The sequence below is a fragment of the Micromonospora sp. NPDC048907 genome (assembly GCF_055586885.1).
This window is the reverse complement of the sequence record NZ_JBVJHI010000006.1, coordinates 447,225-459,967: the sequence shown is the minus strand read 5'-3', so window position 1 is coordinate 459,967 and position 12,743 is coordinate 447,225. Positions and strand designations below refer to the sequence as shown.

The window sequence follows — 12,743 nt, the reverse complement described above, 5'->3', positions numbered from 1 at the left end:
GGCGGAGTCTACCGGAGCAGGAGAATGGCGTACGAATCGCACGTCCCACCGTCCTCAATGGTCATCGGCCGAAAGGGTGAGCCGCGCGCGGCCGGGTGACGGGTCGTCTCGTACCATGTGGGCTTCCGGACACGACCGCGATGGGATAACAGGGGGCGTACAGGGTGGCTTCAGCCCGCCGACGCGGCACGACGGCCACCGCGCTGCTGGCCCTGCTGCTGACCGGCTGCGGCCCGGTCGCCGGGCGGCAGCCCGCGGCGCTGCCGGTCGGCTACGACAGCCGGGACGGCACGCTGGCGGTCTGGCCGGCGCGGGGCAGCCTGGCCCGCGACGCCGCCGCGACCGCCGGGATCACCGCCGCCGTCCGCGACTGGCGCTCCCCCGTCGACGACCGCGCCCACCTGTCCTCCTCCGGCATCCTCTACTCCGGGGAGGTCGCCGGGTCGCCGCTCGCCCTGGTCGCCGCCGACGTGCCCGGCGAGGCCGCCTCCTGGCTGCTGCAACTCGACCGCGACGGGCAGCGCTGGCGGGTGGCCCACGCCACCGAGTACACCGACCCCGGCTACCTGGTCTACTCCGACGTGCTGCCGGTCCAGCAGCCCACCGGCCGCCGCTACCTGACCTCCGCCCGGGTGGAGCGGCTGCTCGGCCCCGACGGCACGGCGCTGCCCGCGGCCGACGGCATCACCGAGCCGGTCGCCGTGCCCGCCTGCCAGGCGGTGGCGGTGACCGCGACGCTGCGGGCCACCCGCTCGCTGCCGCGCGGTCGGGCCGCCGACCGCGTCCTCGACCTGGGTACGGCGACCCCGGCGCCCCGCTATCCGCTGGTGCGGGACGAGACGGGTTCGGGCAAGCGGGCGCTGACCGGGCTGGACACCTGCGTGCTCGGCGGGGAGCGGGGGCCGTTCGGGAGCGTGCCGCGGCGGATCGGGGACCGGCAGGCGCCGCGCTCGGCGCCGGAGTCGTGGCCGATGGCGAAGATCGCGGTGCGGTCGCTGGGCTCGGTGACGCTGGGTGGCGGCGAGCCGGGTGAGCTGGAGCAGCTCACCTGGGAGAGCGCCACCGGGACGATGACGGCGGTGGTCTACCGGCCGGCGGGAGGCGGGGCTCCCGTGGTCTCCCCCGCCGACCGCTCCACGACCCTGCAGGCCTACTACCTGCCGGTGCCGGGGCAGCCGCTCGCGGTGCTGACCTGGCGGACGCGGGACGCCTCGTTCGCGGCGCCACCGGGGACCACGCGGCTGGTGGACCGTCCCGGTCTCGTGGTCGTGGCGCAGCCGGAGCGGAAGCAGACGTTCAGCCTGGCGGGCACCGAGAAGACCTGGTACCGGTCCGTCGGCGGGCGCTGAGCGGTCGACCCGGCGTCCGTGCCGGCGCCTCCCGCCGGCCGAAGGGCCGACCCGCCGCCGTACGCGCACCGTATTGACGCCCTCACCCACCGGAGAGCAGATTCCAGGGGATCCCGGTCGGTCGCGGCCGGGGCGTCCCGGAAGGACGGTCGCCATGCCCACACTCAGGTCCAGGGCCCGACTCGCCTCGGCGGTGGCGCTGCTCGCGCCGTCGCTCGCGCTCGTGGCCGGGCCGACGCCCGCGCACGCCGCGGACACCACCACCCGGATCCTCCGGGCCCCGCTGGACCTCTCCGTCGTCCTGCCCTGCGCCAACGGCGGCCTCGGCGAGGTCGTCGACTTCGACGGCACGATCAGCGAGGTCTACCACGTGACCGTCGACGGCACCGGCGGGTTCCACGTCCACATCGTCGAGACCCAGTCGAACGTGCACGGCACCGGCGCGACGACCGGCGACCGGTACGTCAGCACCCGGGTCAACCTCTTCGTCTACAACCAGGGCTCCGGCGGGCTGCCCATCACCTCGACGCAGGAACTGGTCTTCAAGATCGTGGGACCGGGACCGGGCAACGACGCCCTGCTCCGGATCAGGAACCACACCACCCTCAACGCCGACGGCACCGTGACGGTCGCCTTCGACACGTTCACGGCGGAATGCGAGCCGACCACACCCTGACGCCCCGTAGCGGCCCGCGCCGCTGAAGTCCGCCCGCGGGGTTGGGCTCGCCCTCCCGCTGGCGATCTTGGTACGAAACGGCCCCGGTAGGGACCGTTTCCGTCCAAGATCTTTCTGGGCAGGTCCTGGACGAGGCGGTGGAGGCGGATCGGCTACCGGCATTGACAGGAACTGGCGGCCCTGCGCACGGCAGGACCGCCAGTTCGGCGTAGCGGAGATCAGTTCTTCGCGGTGGCCTCGTCGGCGGCCGTCTCGACCGACTGCGCGTCCAGCCCGGAGATCCACCCGGTCACGTTCCGCGCCACGTCCTGAGCCGTCAGCCCCAGGTCGGCGAGGATCTGCGCCCGCGTCCCGTGCGGGTGCCAGTCCGCCGGCACGCCGAGGTCCTTCACCGGCACCCGGACGTCCGCGTCCCGCATGGCCTGGGCGAGGGCCGATCCGACACCGCCAACACGGACGCCGTCCTCGACGGTGACGACGAGCCGGTGCCCGGCGGCCAGCTCGACAAGCTCGGCCGGCACCGGGCGCACCCAGCGCGGGTCGACCACTGTCACGCCGTACCCCTGCTCGGCGACCCGGGTGGCGACCTCCATGCCGAGGCCGGCGAAGGAGCCGACCGCGACCAGCAGCACGTCGGTGCGCGCCGACTCGGCCAGCACGTCGACCGGGCCGACCCGGCGGACGGCCGGCACGTCGGCGGCCACGGTGCCGGTCGGGAACCGCAGGATGGTCGGGCCGTCGTCCACGGCGACCGCCTCGCGCAGCTCCTCGCGGAGGGTGGCCGAGTCGCGGGGCGCGGCGATCCGCAGGCCGGGCACCACGCCGAACGCCGACATGTCCCAGATGCCGTAGTGGCTGGGCCCGTCGGGGCCGGTGATGCCGGCCCGGTCCAGCACGAAGGTGACCGGCAGCTTGTGCATGGCCACGTCGAGCAGGACCTGGTCGAAGGCGCGGTTGAGGAAGGTGGCGTAGACGGCGACCACCGGGTGCAGGCCGCCCATGGCCAGGCCGGCCGCCGAGGTGACGGCGTGCTGCTCGGCGATGCCCACGTCGTACACCCGGTTGGGGTACTTGCGGGCCAGGGTGGCGATGCCGGTGGGCTCGGCCATGGCCGCGGTGATGCCGACCACGTCGGGGCGCTCGTCGGCGATGGTGACCAGCTCGTCGGCGAAGACGTTCGTCCACTTCACCGACGGGGCGGCGACAAGCCTGCCGGTCTCGGCGTCGAACGCGCCCGGGCCGTGGAAGCAGTCCGCCTCGTCCTCCTCGGCCGGGCGGTAGCCGTAGCCCTTGCGGGTGACCGCGTGCACTATCACCGGGCCGCCGAAGTTCTTCGCTGCGCGCAGCGCCGACTCGACGGCGGGGATGTCGTGGCCGTCGACCGGGCCGACGTACTTGATGCCGAGATCCTCGAACATGGCCTGCGGGGCGACCGCGTCCTTGATGCCCTTCTTGACCGCGTGCAGCACCTCGTACATCGGCTTGCCGACCAGCGGGGTCGAGCCGAGGGCGTCCTTGACGGTGTCGAGCACCTTCTCGTAGCCGGGGTTGAGCCGCAGCGACGACAGGTGGTCGGCGAGGCCGCCGATGGTCGGCGAGTAGGACCGGCCGTTGTCGTTGACCACGATCACGAGCGGGTTGCCGGCGGTGGCGATGTTGTTCAACGCCTCCCAGCACATGCCGCCGGTCAGCGCGCCGTCGCCGACCACGGCCACCACGGCGCGCTTCTCACCGCGCAGCGCGTACGCCTTGGCGAGCCCGTCGGCGTAGGACAGGGCGGTGGAGGCGTGCGAGTTCTCAATGAGGTCGTGCTCGCTCTCCGCCTGGTTCGGGTAGCCGGAGAGGCCACCGCGCTGGCGGAGCTTGTCGAAGCCCTCCTGCCGGCCGGTGACGATCTTGTGCACGTAGGCCTGGTGGCCGGTGTCGAACAGGAGCCGGTCGCGCGGCGAGTCGAAGACCCGGTGCATGGCCAGGGTCAGCTCGACCACGCCCAGGTTGGGGCCGATGTGCCCGCCGGTGCGGGAGACCTTGGCGATCAGGAAGTCCCGGATCTCCGCGGCGAGGATGTCCAGCTGCTCGGCCGTCATCCGCTTCACGTCCTGCGGGCCGCGGACCGTGCCCAGCAGCCGACCGTGGTTGGCCGTGCCCTCTTCAACACTCATGACCGGAGAGTCTATCGGCCACCCGACAGCCCGCAGCGCGGCCGTGGATCTTCCCAGGTCAGAGCCCCGATCAGGGGACGACGACCAACCGGCGGGGCGCCGGGGCCGGGGTGGCGGCGAACGGAGGGCCGGCGGGGGTCCAGGAGCCCAGCACGGCGGCCCGGGACGCCCCGGTGACCGAGGGGAGGGCCCCCGGCAGCCCGTGCCAGGAGAGCCACCCCAGCAGGGCGAACGCGTACGCCTCCTTGGCCTGGGCCGACACTCCCAGCTCGTCGGTGGTGCGCAGCCGCCAGCGCCCCTCCCCGAGGGCGGCGAGCCGGGCCCGGAGTGTGGGGTTGCGCACTCCCCCGCCGGCGGCGATGACCTCGGTCACCCCGTGCCGGTCGCAGGCGTCGGCGACCGTCCGGGCGGTCAGTTCGGTGAGCGTGGCGAGCACGTCGTCGGCGGCCACCGGCTCGCCCAGGGCGGCCAGCCGGTCGTCCAGGTAGCCGGCGTGGAACAGCTCCTTGCCTGTCGACTTGGGCGGGGACGCGGCGTAGTAGGGCTCGGCGAGCAGCAGCGCCAGCAGCCCGTCGTGCACCCGCCCGGCCGCCGCCCGGGCGCCGTCGGTGTCGCAGGGGCGGTCCAGGAAGCGCCGGGCCGCCGCGTCCAGGAGGGCGTTCGCCGGGCCCACGTCGTACCCGAGGACCGGCGCCCCGGGGGCGACCACGGTGAGGTTGGCGATCCCGCCCAGGTTGAGCGCCGCCCGCGGCCCGGCGGCCGCGTCGAGCAGCAGGGCGTCGAACGCCGGGACCAGCGGCGCGCCCTGTCCGCCGGCCGCCACGTCCGCCGACCTCAGGTCGTGCAACACGGGTACGCCCACCCGGGCGGCCACCCGGGCCGGCGCGCCGAGCTGGAGGGTGCCCCGCACCCGGCCCGCCTCGACCCAGTGGAAGACGGTCTGCCCGGGCGAGACCACCGCGTCGGCCGCGCCACCGGCCAGCTCGACGCCGACCGCCGCCGCGTCGGCGAAGACCTCGCCGAGCCGGTTGTCCAGCCGGCAGACCGCCTCGATCGTGGTGGCCGCCGGGGGCAGCAGCGCGCCGATCTCGGCCCGCAGGTCGGCGGGGTAGTCCAGGCTCCGGTGCCCGAGCGGCCGCAGGGTCAGCATCTCCCCGTCCCGGGCGAACTCGGCCGCCACCACGTCCACCCCGTCGTACGAGGTCCCCGACATCAGCCCGACGATCTTCACCGGGCCAGGCTAGTCACTCCCGACGGCTCCAGGTCGCGGCGCGGCGTCAGACGCGCCGAGCTGGAGTCGTCGCAGGGGGCAGGAACAGGCCGACCAGCTCGACGTGCTGGGTCATCGGGAACAGGTCGAAGCCGCGCAGGGCGGCGAGCCGCCAGCCGGCCCCGGTGAACGTGCGCACGTCCCGGGCGAAGGCCGCCGGGTCGCACGCCACGTAGGCGACCGCCCGCGGTCCGGCCGCGACGATGTCCCGCACCACCGGGGCGCCCGCGCCGGAGCGCGGCGGGTCGAGCACCACGAGGTCGACCGGGCCGGTGACCCGGCGGCGGGCCAGCGCGGCCTCCACCCGGGCGGCGACGACCTCGACCCGGGGCAGGTCGGCCAGGTTGGCGCGGGCCGCGTCCACCCCGCTTCCGCTCGACTCGACAAGGGTGACCCGGGCGTCGCCGACCCGGCCGGCGAGGGCCGCGGCGAACAGCCCGGCGCCGCCGTAGAGGTCCCAGGCGGTCTCGCCGGGGCGCGGGTCGAGCAGGTCGAGCACCGCGCCGACCAGGGTGTCCGCGGCGGCCGGGTGCACCTGCCAGAAGCCGGACGCGGGCAGCGTCCAGTCCCGGCCGGCGGCCACCTCGCGCACATCGGCCGAGCCGCTCACCGGGGTGGGGACCCCCTCGGCGTACGCGACGACGCTCACGTCGCCGCCCGTGGAGGCGACCGTCTCGACGGCGTCGGCGTCCGACCAGCGGGCCCCGCTGGGCGCCAGCACCGGCAGTTCCTGGAGGGCCGGGTGGGCGATCAGGCAGCGGTCGATCGGCACCACCTCGTGCGAGCGGTGCTTGAGCAGCCCGGCCCGGCCGGCCGCGTCGACCGCGTACCGGACCCGGGAGCGCCAGCCGAGCGGGCCGCCGGGCAGCGCCTCGACCCGGACGCCCAGCGCGTCGACCTGGTCGTCGGTGAGCCCGCCCAGGCGGGTGAGCTGCTCGCGCACCACGGCGAGCTTCCAGTCGAGCTGGGCGGCCGGGGTGACGTGCTGGAGGTCGCAGCCGCCGCACCGGCCCGGCTTCGCGTACGGGCAGGGTTGCTCGACCCGGTCCGGTGAGGGGGTGAGGATCTCCACGGCGTCAGCGCGGGCGAAGCCCCGGTGCAGCTCGGTCACCTCGGCCACCACCCGCTCGCCGGGGAGCGCGTGCCGGACGAAGACCACCTGACCGTCGACGCGGGCCACGCAGTGCCCGCCTGGGGCCACCGCGTCCACGGTCAGCTCGACCCGCTGCGCCTCCTCCAGCCCGCTGCGGGCCGGCGCGGTCACGGGCGCTCCCCCGCACCGCTCTCACCGGGCGGCGCGGACACCACCGGCGGGACGCTGGGCGGCAGGGTGCTGCGCGGGGCGACCCGGGGGCCGCGGGCCGGGCCACGGGTCAGCGTGGCGTCCAGCCGGTCCAGGTTCTTGCTGGCGGTCGAGGCGAGCTGCCAGGGCACGCTGGTGACCATTACGCCCGGCTCGAAGAGCAGCCGGCCCTTGAGCCGCAGCGCGCTCTGGTTGTGCAGCAGGTTCTCCCACCAGCGGCCCACCACGTACTCCGGGATGAAGACGGTGACCACGTCGCGGGGCGACTCCCGGCGGGTCGACGCCACGAAGTTGAGGATCGGCCGGGTGATCTCCCGGTACGGGGAGTCGATCACGGTCAGTGGCACCGGCAGCTCCCGCCGCTCCCAGTCGGCCTGGAGGTCCCGGGTGTCCTTGTCGTCCACGTTCACCGTCACGGCGGTGAGCGTGTCCGGCCGGGTCGCCCGCGCGTACGCGATGGCCCGCAGGGTGGGCTGGTGCAGCTTGCTGACCAGCACGATGGCGTGGTTGCGGGCGGGCAGCACGGCGCGCTGCTCGGTCGGCTCCAGCTCGGCGGCGATCCGGTCGTAGTGCCGGCGGATGGCCAGCATGACCAGGTAGATCATCGCCATGGCGGCGATCGCGATCCAGGCGCCGAGCAGGAACTTGGTGAGCAGCACGATGATCAGCACCACGCCGGTCATCGCCATGCCGAACGCGTTGATCGCGCGGGAGCGGACCATCCGTCGCCGCGCCTCCGGGTCGCGCTCGGTGCGCAGGTGGCGGTTCCAGTGCCGGATCATGCCGGCCTGGGACAGGGTGAACGAGACGAACACCCCGACGATGTAGAGCTGGATGAGCCGGGTCACCTCGGCCTGGAAGCCGATGATCAGCACCACCGCGAAGACGGCCAGGAAGACGATGCCGTTGGAGAAGGCCAGCCGGTCGCCCCGGGTGTGCAACTGGCGGGGCAGGTAGCGGTCCTGCGCCAGGATCGAGCCGAGCACCGGGAAGCCGTTGAAGGCGGTGTTCGCGGCCAGGAACAGGATCAGCGCGGTCATCCCGGCCACCACGTAGAGCAGCACCGAGCCGTCGCCGAAGACGGTCTGGCCGAGCTGGGTGGTGACGGTCTTCTGCACGTAGCCGTCCGGCCCGGAGACGATCTGCGCCGGGTCCTCGACGAACTGGAGGCCGGTCAGCTTGGCCAGCCAGATGATGCCGACCAGCATGCTGACCGCGATGGTGCCGAGCAGCAGCAGGGTGGTCGCCGCGTTCTTCGACTTGGGGCTCTTGAACGCGGGCACGCCGTTGGAGATCGCCTCGACGCCGGTGAGCGCCGCGCAGCCGGAGGAGAAGGTGCGCAGCAACAGGAAGATCAACGCGAAGCCGGTCACGCTGTGCTCGGCGTGGATCTCCAGCCCGGCGCTCGGCGCCCGCAGGTCGTGACCGAGGATGAAGATCCGGACCAGCCCGGTCAGCAGCATGCCGCCGATGACGATCACGAAGCCGTAGGTGGGGATGGCGAACGCGGTGCCCGACTCGCGCAGGCCGCGCAGGTTCATGGCGGTCAGCAGCACCACGGCGCTGACCGCGATGAGCACCTTGTGGGTGGCCACGAACGGCACCACCGAGCCGAGGTTCGCGACGCCCGAGGAGACCGACACCGCCACGGTCAGCACGTAGTCGACGAGCAGCGCGCTGGCCACGGCGAGCCCGGCCCGCGGCCCCAGGTTGACCGTCGCCACCTCGTAGTCCCCGCCGCCGGAGGGGTAGGCGTGCACGTTCTGCCGGTAGCTGGCCACCACGGTGAGCATCACCACGACGACCGCGAGCGCGATCCACGGCGAGAAGAAGAAGGCCGACGCGCCCGCGATGGAGAGCGTCAGCAGGATCTCGTCGGGGGCGTAGGCGACGCTGGAGAGCGCGTCGGAGGCGAAGACCGGCAGCGCGATGCGCTTCGGCAGGAGGGTGTGCTGGAGTCGGTCGGACCGGAACGGTCGACCGAGGAGGAGTCGCTTCAGCAGCGAGGTGGGTCTGGCCACAAGCGCCAAGAGTACGACCACCCCCGGTCGGGCGGTGGGGGTGCCTGATCGTCCCGCGCGGGACCGCGCGGTACGGTCGGTCCCCCGCCGGGCGCGGGGACGTGGCAGGCTCGCAGTCGACGGGCCAGCGTGCGGCACCGTGGGAGGAGCGGACACCGTGCATGTCGTGATCATGGGCTGCGGCCGGGTCGGGTCGACCCTGGCGCAAAGCCTGGAGTCCCGGGGGCACTCGGTGGCGGTGATCGACCAGGACGCGGACGCGTTCCGCCGTCTCGGGCCGGACTTCGCCGGCATCACGGTCACCGGCGCCGGCTTCGACGGCGAGGTGCTGCGGCAGGCCGGCATCGAGCGCGCCGACGCGTTCGCCGCGGTCTCCAGCGGCGACAACTCCAACATCATCTCGGCCCGGCTGGCCCGGGAGACCTTCGGCGTGTCCCGGGTGGCCGCGCGCATCTACGACCAGCGCCGCGCCCAGGTCTACGAGCGCCTCGGCATCCCCACCGTGGCCACCGTGCGGTGGACTGCCGAGCGGATGCTGCGCCACCTCGTCCCCGAGGGCAACGTCGAGATGTTCCGCGACCCCACCAGCACCGTGTCGATCATCGAGGTGCCGGTGCACAAGGACTGGATCGGCCGGTCGCTGCGGCAGCTGGAGGAGGCCACCGGAGCCCGGGTGGCCTATCTGATCCGGTTCGGGATCGGCACGCTGCCCACCGCCTCCACCGTGGTGCAGGAGGGCGACCAGGTCTTCATGCTGGTGACCGACGACATCGCCGCCTCGGTCACCTCGGTGGCGGCGGCGCCGCCCGAAGGGGGGCAGTGAGCATGCGCATCGCCATCGCCGGCGCCGGCAACGTGGGCCGGTCGATCGCCCAGGAGCTGATCGACAACGGCCACCAGGTGATGCTGATCGAGCGGCAGCCCAAGATGCTCCGCCCCGACCGGGTGCCGGCCGCCGACTGGGTGCTGGCCGACGCCTGCGAGCTGGCCAGCCTGGAGGAGGCCAACCTGGCCGGCTGCGAGGTGGTCGTGGCCGCCACGGGCGACGACAAGGTCAACCTCGTGGTGTCCCTGCTGGCCAAGACCGAGTTCGCGGTGCCCCGCGTGGTGGCCCGGGTCAACCGGGCCGAGAACGAGTGGCTCTTCACCGAGCAGTGGGGCGTCGACGTCGCGGTGAGCAAGCCGCGGGTGATGGCCGCGCTGGTCGAGGAGGCGGTCACCGTCGGCGACCTGGTCCGGCTCATGACCTTCCGCCAGGGCGAGGCGAACCTGGTCGAGATCACCCTGCCGCCCACGGCGCCCTACGTCGGGCAGCCCATCCACGCGGTGCCGATCCCCCGGGACGCGGCGCTGGTGGCGATCCTGCGCGGCAAGCGGGTGCTGGTGCCCAGCCCGGACGACCCCATCGAGGCCGGCGACGAGCTGATCTTCGTGTGCACGGCCGCCGTGGAGAACGAGGTGCGGGCGGTGATCCTCGGCCCGGACAGCGTCGAGCGCAAGCGGGAGCGGCCCTGACCGACGGGCGCCGGGGGCTCAGGCCCCCGGCAGCGGTTGCGGCGCGGGCTCCCGGGTCACCCGGCGCACCACCCACACGGTGATCAGCAGCAGCAGGGCGTACGGCGGGTAGCCCAGGGCCAGCCGGGCCACGCCCAGCGCGGTGTCCTGGTGGGCCAGGTAGAGCCCCGCCTGCACGCCCACCTTGGCCAGCCACACCACGCCCCACAGCACGGTGAGCTGGGTGAAGGTGCGCACCAGCCGCGGGTCGTCCCGCCACTCGGAGCGGCCCTTGGCCACCAGCACCGACCAGATCCAGCCGACCAGCGGCTGCCGGATGGCCGCCGAGAGCAGCAGGGCCAGGCCGTAGCCGATGCCGTAGAGGATGCCGGGCAGGTAGAAGTCGCGCTCGTCGCCGGTGCGCCAGGCGATGGCCGCGCCGATGGCGATGCCGAACAGGCCGTTGACCGCGTGCCGCACCGGCCGGCGCTGGGCCAGCCGCAGCCCGGCGATCAGCAGGGCCACGGCCACCGAGGCGATCACCGCGGGGCGCAGGTCGCCCACCACGTTGGCGAGCACGAAGACCACCACGGGGATGCTCGACTCGACCAGACCCCGCCAGCCGCCGAGCTGGTCGGCCATCTGCTCGGCCATGCTGGGCAGCCGCTCGTCGTCCGGCCCGAGCTCCGGCTCGGTGTGCTGTCCGGTCGTCACTTCGGCGACTCCAGCTCGTAGTACGGGTTGTAGATCACCTTGCGGTCGTCCCGTACGGCCACCCGGCCGCGGGCGGTCAGGTGCCGGCCCGGCTCGATCCCGGCGATGTGCCGCCGGCCCAGCCAGACCAGGGTCACCACGTCGCTGCCGTCGTAGAGGTCGGCCTCCAGCGTGGGCAGGTTCGTCCGGGGCGTGTAGACCACCGTGCGCAGCCGCCCGGCCACCGAGACCACCTGGCCGCGCATGCACTGGTGGGCCGGCATGCCGCCGGACTCGGCGCTCTCCCGGCGCAGCTCCTGCGCCTCGATCTCGGCCTCGCTCGCGGTGAGCCGTTGCAGGAGCCGCCGCAGCGACACCCGGCTCTCGTCGGTCGTCATGACCTCCGCGTCACCTCTCCACCTCGGCCGGCCCGCGCCGGCGCCCTGGATCGGCCGGCCGCGCCGGCGCGGCCCCGCAGGTGGCGGAACCGTCCCGCCAGCGTACGCCGATCCGGCCCGCCGGCGGGACCGGCGTCGAGGCGTACCGCTGCCGGGCCCGGACGCGCGACGGGCCCGGCGGCCGGCGTCACGCCGACTCGACCGGGCCCGGATCGCGGTGCTCAGACCTCCTGCCCGGCCTGCTGCTCGGCCACCTCGCGGGGCAGCCGCAGCGGCAGCGGCTCACGGACCGGCTTGGCCTCCTGGCCGCGGTCGACGACCAGGCCGTCCAAGCAGGCCGCCAGAGGACCGGCGGCGTCGGGGTCGGTGGCGGCGGCGCCCTGGAAGACCCCACGCACCATCCAGCGCGGCCCGTCGATGCCGACGAAGCGCAGGTCGGTGATGCCGTCCGGGGTGCGGACGCGCGCGCGCAGCTCCGTGCCGTACTCCCCCTCGACCTCCTGGGCGGCGGCGCCGTCGTTGAACAGCGACTGCCGGATCTCCTCGCGCACCTCGTCCCAGATGCCCTCGGAGCGGGGCGCCGCGAAGACGCCGAGCTGGAGGGCGTTCTCGCCGTGCACCAGCACCACCTGCTGGATGACGCCCTGCGGGTCGGCCTGCACCCGCACCTCGACCTCGGGCACCGCCGGGATCTGCAGGCTGCCCAGGTCGAGCCGGGGCGCGTCGGGCGCCTCGGCCAGGTCGTAGGGGCCGCGGGCCGGCGCCTGCGGGGTCTCCTCGGCGTCGAGGACGCCGGTGTCCCGCTCGTCACGCGCGTGCCGCGCGCCCTCGGCCCGCTTACGGGAGAAGATCACTGCGCCCACCCTCCGCTGTTCGCACTCACCCTGCCACCTCTTCCGTCCGCCCGCCCGCCGGAGCCGGGACCAGCCCGGCGTGCCCGCCGGTGGAGCCGTGCCCGCCGGTCCCGCGCCGGGACGCGGGCAGCTCGGCCACCGGCTGGAACTCGGCCCGGGCGACCCGCTGGACCACGAGCTGCGCGATCCGGTCGCCCCGGCTGATCTTCGCCGGCGTCTCCCGATCATGATTGATCAGGTTGACCAGGATCTCACCCCGGTAGCCGGCGTCGACCGTACCGGGCGCGTTGAGCACCGTCACGCCGAGCCTCGCCGCCAGACCCGATCGGGGATGCACCAGGCCGACGTACCCCTCCGGCAGCGCGATGGCCACGCCGGTCGGCACCAGGGCCCGCCCGCCGGGCGGCAGCTCCACGTCCGCGGCGGCCACCAGGTCCGCGCCCGCGTCGCCGGGATGGGCGTACGCCGGAAGCGGCAGTTCCGGGTCGAGTTGCCGCACGGGCACGGGTACGACGTCTGTCAC

12 protein-coding genes are annotated in these 12,743 nt (G+C 74.2%); 4 read left to right on the top strand and 8 right to left on the bottom strand.

Features of this window, described 5'->3' with window-relative positions; all coding sequences use genetic code 11:
• Positions 1 to 164: 164 nt before the first annotated feature.
• Together ACZ6PY_RS23595 and ACZ6PY_RS23590 are read left to right on the top strand one after the other, a co-directional pair.
• Positions 165 to 1,349 carry a hypothetical protein gene (locus tag ACZ6PY_RS23595; protein WP_466075030.1) on the top strand — a complete coding sequence of 395 codons (1,185 nt, stop codon included), beginning with the start codon at positions 165 to 167 and terminating at the stop codon, positions 1,347 to 1,349.
• Positions 1,350 to 1,503: 154 nt separating this feature from the next.
• A complete protein-coding gene (locus ACZ6PY_RS23590; protein WP_466075029.1) occupies positions 1,504 to 2,025 on the top strand; it encodes a hypothetical protein in 522 nt (173 codons plus the stop codon).
• A 218-nt stretch (positions 2,026 to 2,243) separates the two neighbouring features.
• On the opposite strand, the gene dxs is transcribed toward ACZ6PY_RS23590, so the two are convergent.
• From dxs to ACZ6PY_RS23570, 4 genes are all read right to left on the bottom strand, one after another.
• Complete coding sequence (gene dxs, locus ACZ6PY_RS23585) at positions 2,244 to 4,187, bottom strand: 1-deoxy-D-xylulose-5-phosphate synthase (RefSeq protein ID WP_466075028.1); 1,944 nt, start codon at positions 4,185 to 4,187, stop codon at positions 2,244 to 2,246.
• A 70-nt stretch (positions 4,188 to 4,257) separates the two neighbouring features.
• Positions 4,258 to 5,418, bottom strand: a complete 1,161-nt coding sequence (locus ACZ6PY_RS23580; RefSeq protein ID WP_466075027.1) for an anhydro-N-acetylmuramic acid kinase — start codon at positions 5,416 to 5,418, stop codon at positions 4,258 to 4,260.
• Between the two features lie 46 nt (positions 5,419 to 5,464).
• The gene (locus tag ACZ6PY_RS23575) at positions 5,465 to 6,721 is read right to left on the bottom strand and encodes a class I SAM-dependent RNA methyltransferase (protein WP_466075026.1); all 1,257 of its coding nucleotides are present in this window, start codon (positions 6,719 to 6,721) and stop codon (positions 5,465 to 5,467) included.
• A complete protein-coding gene (locus ACZ6PY_RS23570) occupies positions 6,718 to 8,781 on the bottom strand; it encodes an APC family permease (protein ID WP_466075025.1) in 2,064 nt (687 codons plus the stop codon). The genes ACZ6PY_RS23575 and ACZ6PY_RS23570 overlap by 4 nt, the downstream gene beginning before the upstream one ends.
• Before the next feature lie 157 nt (positions 8,782 to 8,938).
• Here ACZ6PY_RS23570 and ACZ6PY_RS23565 point away from each other — a divergent pair, with 157 nt between their 5' ends.
• Both ACZ6PY_RS23565 and ACZ6PY_RS23560 read left to right on the top strand, forming a co-directional pair.
• The gene (locus tag ACZ6PY_RS23565) at positions 8,939 to 9,604 is read left to right on the top strand and encodes a potassium channel family protein (RefSeq protein WP_262284501.1); all 666 of its coding nucleotides are present in this window, start codon (positions 8,939 to 8,941) and stop codon (positions 9,602 to 9,604) included.
• Positions 9,605 to 9,606: 2 nt separating this feature from the next.
• Entirely contained in the window at positions 9,607 to 10,296 is a 690-nt protein-coding gene (locus tag ACZ6PY_RS23560) for a potassium channel family protein (protein WP_466075243.1), read from the top strand.
• Between the two features lie 18 nt (positions 10,297 to 10,314).
• Here ACZ6PY_RS23560 and ACZ6PY_RS23555 read toward each other — a convergent pair whose 3' ends face one another.
• The 4 genes from ACZ6PY_RS23555 to dut all read right to left on the bottom strand — a co-directional run bounded on the left by ACZ6PY_RS23555 (position 10,315) and on the right by dut (position 12,743).
• Complete coding sequence (locus ACZ6PY_RS23555; RefSeq protein WP_466075241.1) at positions 10,315 to 10,929, bottom strand: DUF3159 domain-containing protein; 615 nt, start codon at positions 10,927 to 10,929, stop codon at positions 10,315 to 10,317.
• Positions 10,930 to 10,985: 56 nt separating this feature from the next.
• Positions 10,986 to 11,366, bottom strand: coding sequence for an OB-fold nucleic acid binding domain-containing protein (locus ACZ6PY_RS23550; protein ID WP_313722389.1), 381 nt, complete (start codon positions 11,364 to 11,366; stop codon positions 10,986 to 10,988).
• A gap of 221 nt (positions 11,367 to 11,587) precedes the next feature.
• Positions 11,588 to 12,220, bottom strand: a complete 633-nt coding sequence (locus ACZ6PY_RS23545) for a DUF3710 domain-containing protein (RefSeq protein ID WP_466075024.1) — start codon at positions 12,218 to 12,220, stop codon at positions 11,588 to 11,590.
• Between the two features lie 25 nt (positions 12,221 to 12,245).
• Positions 12,246 to 12,743: a dUTP diphosphatase gene (gene dut / locus ACZ6PY_RS23540; RefSeq protein ID WP_466075023.1), complete on the bottom strand. Its 498-nt coding sequence runs from the start codon at positions 12,741 to 12,743 to the stop codon at positions 12,246 to 12,248.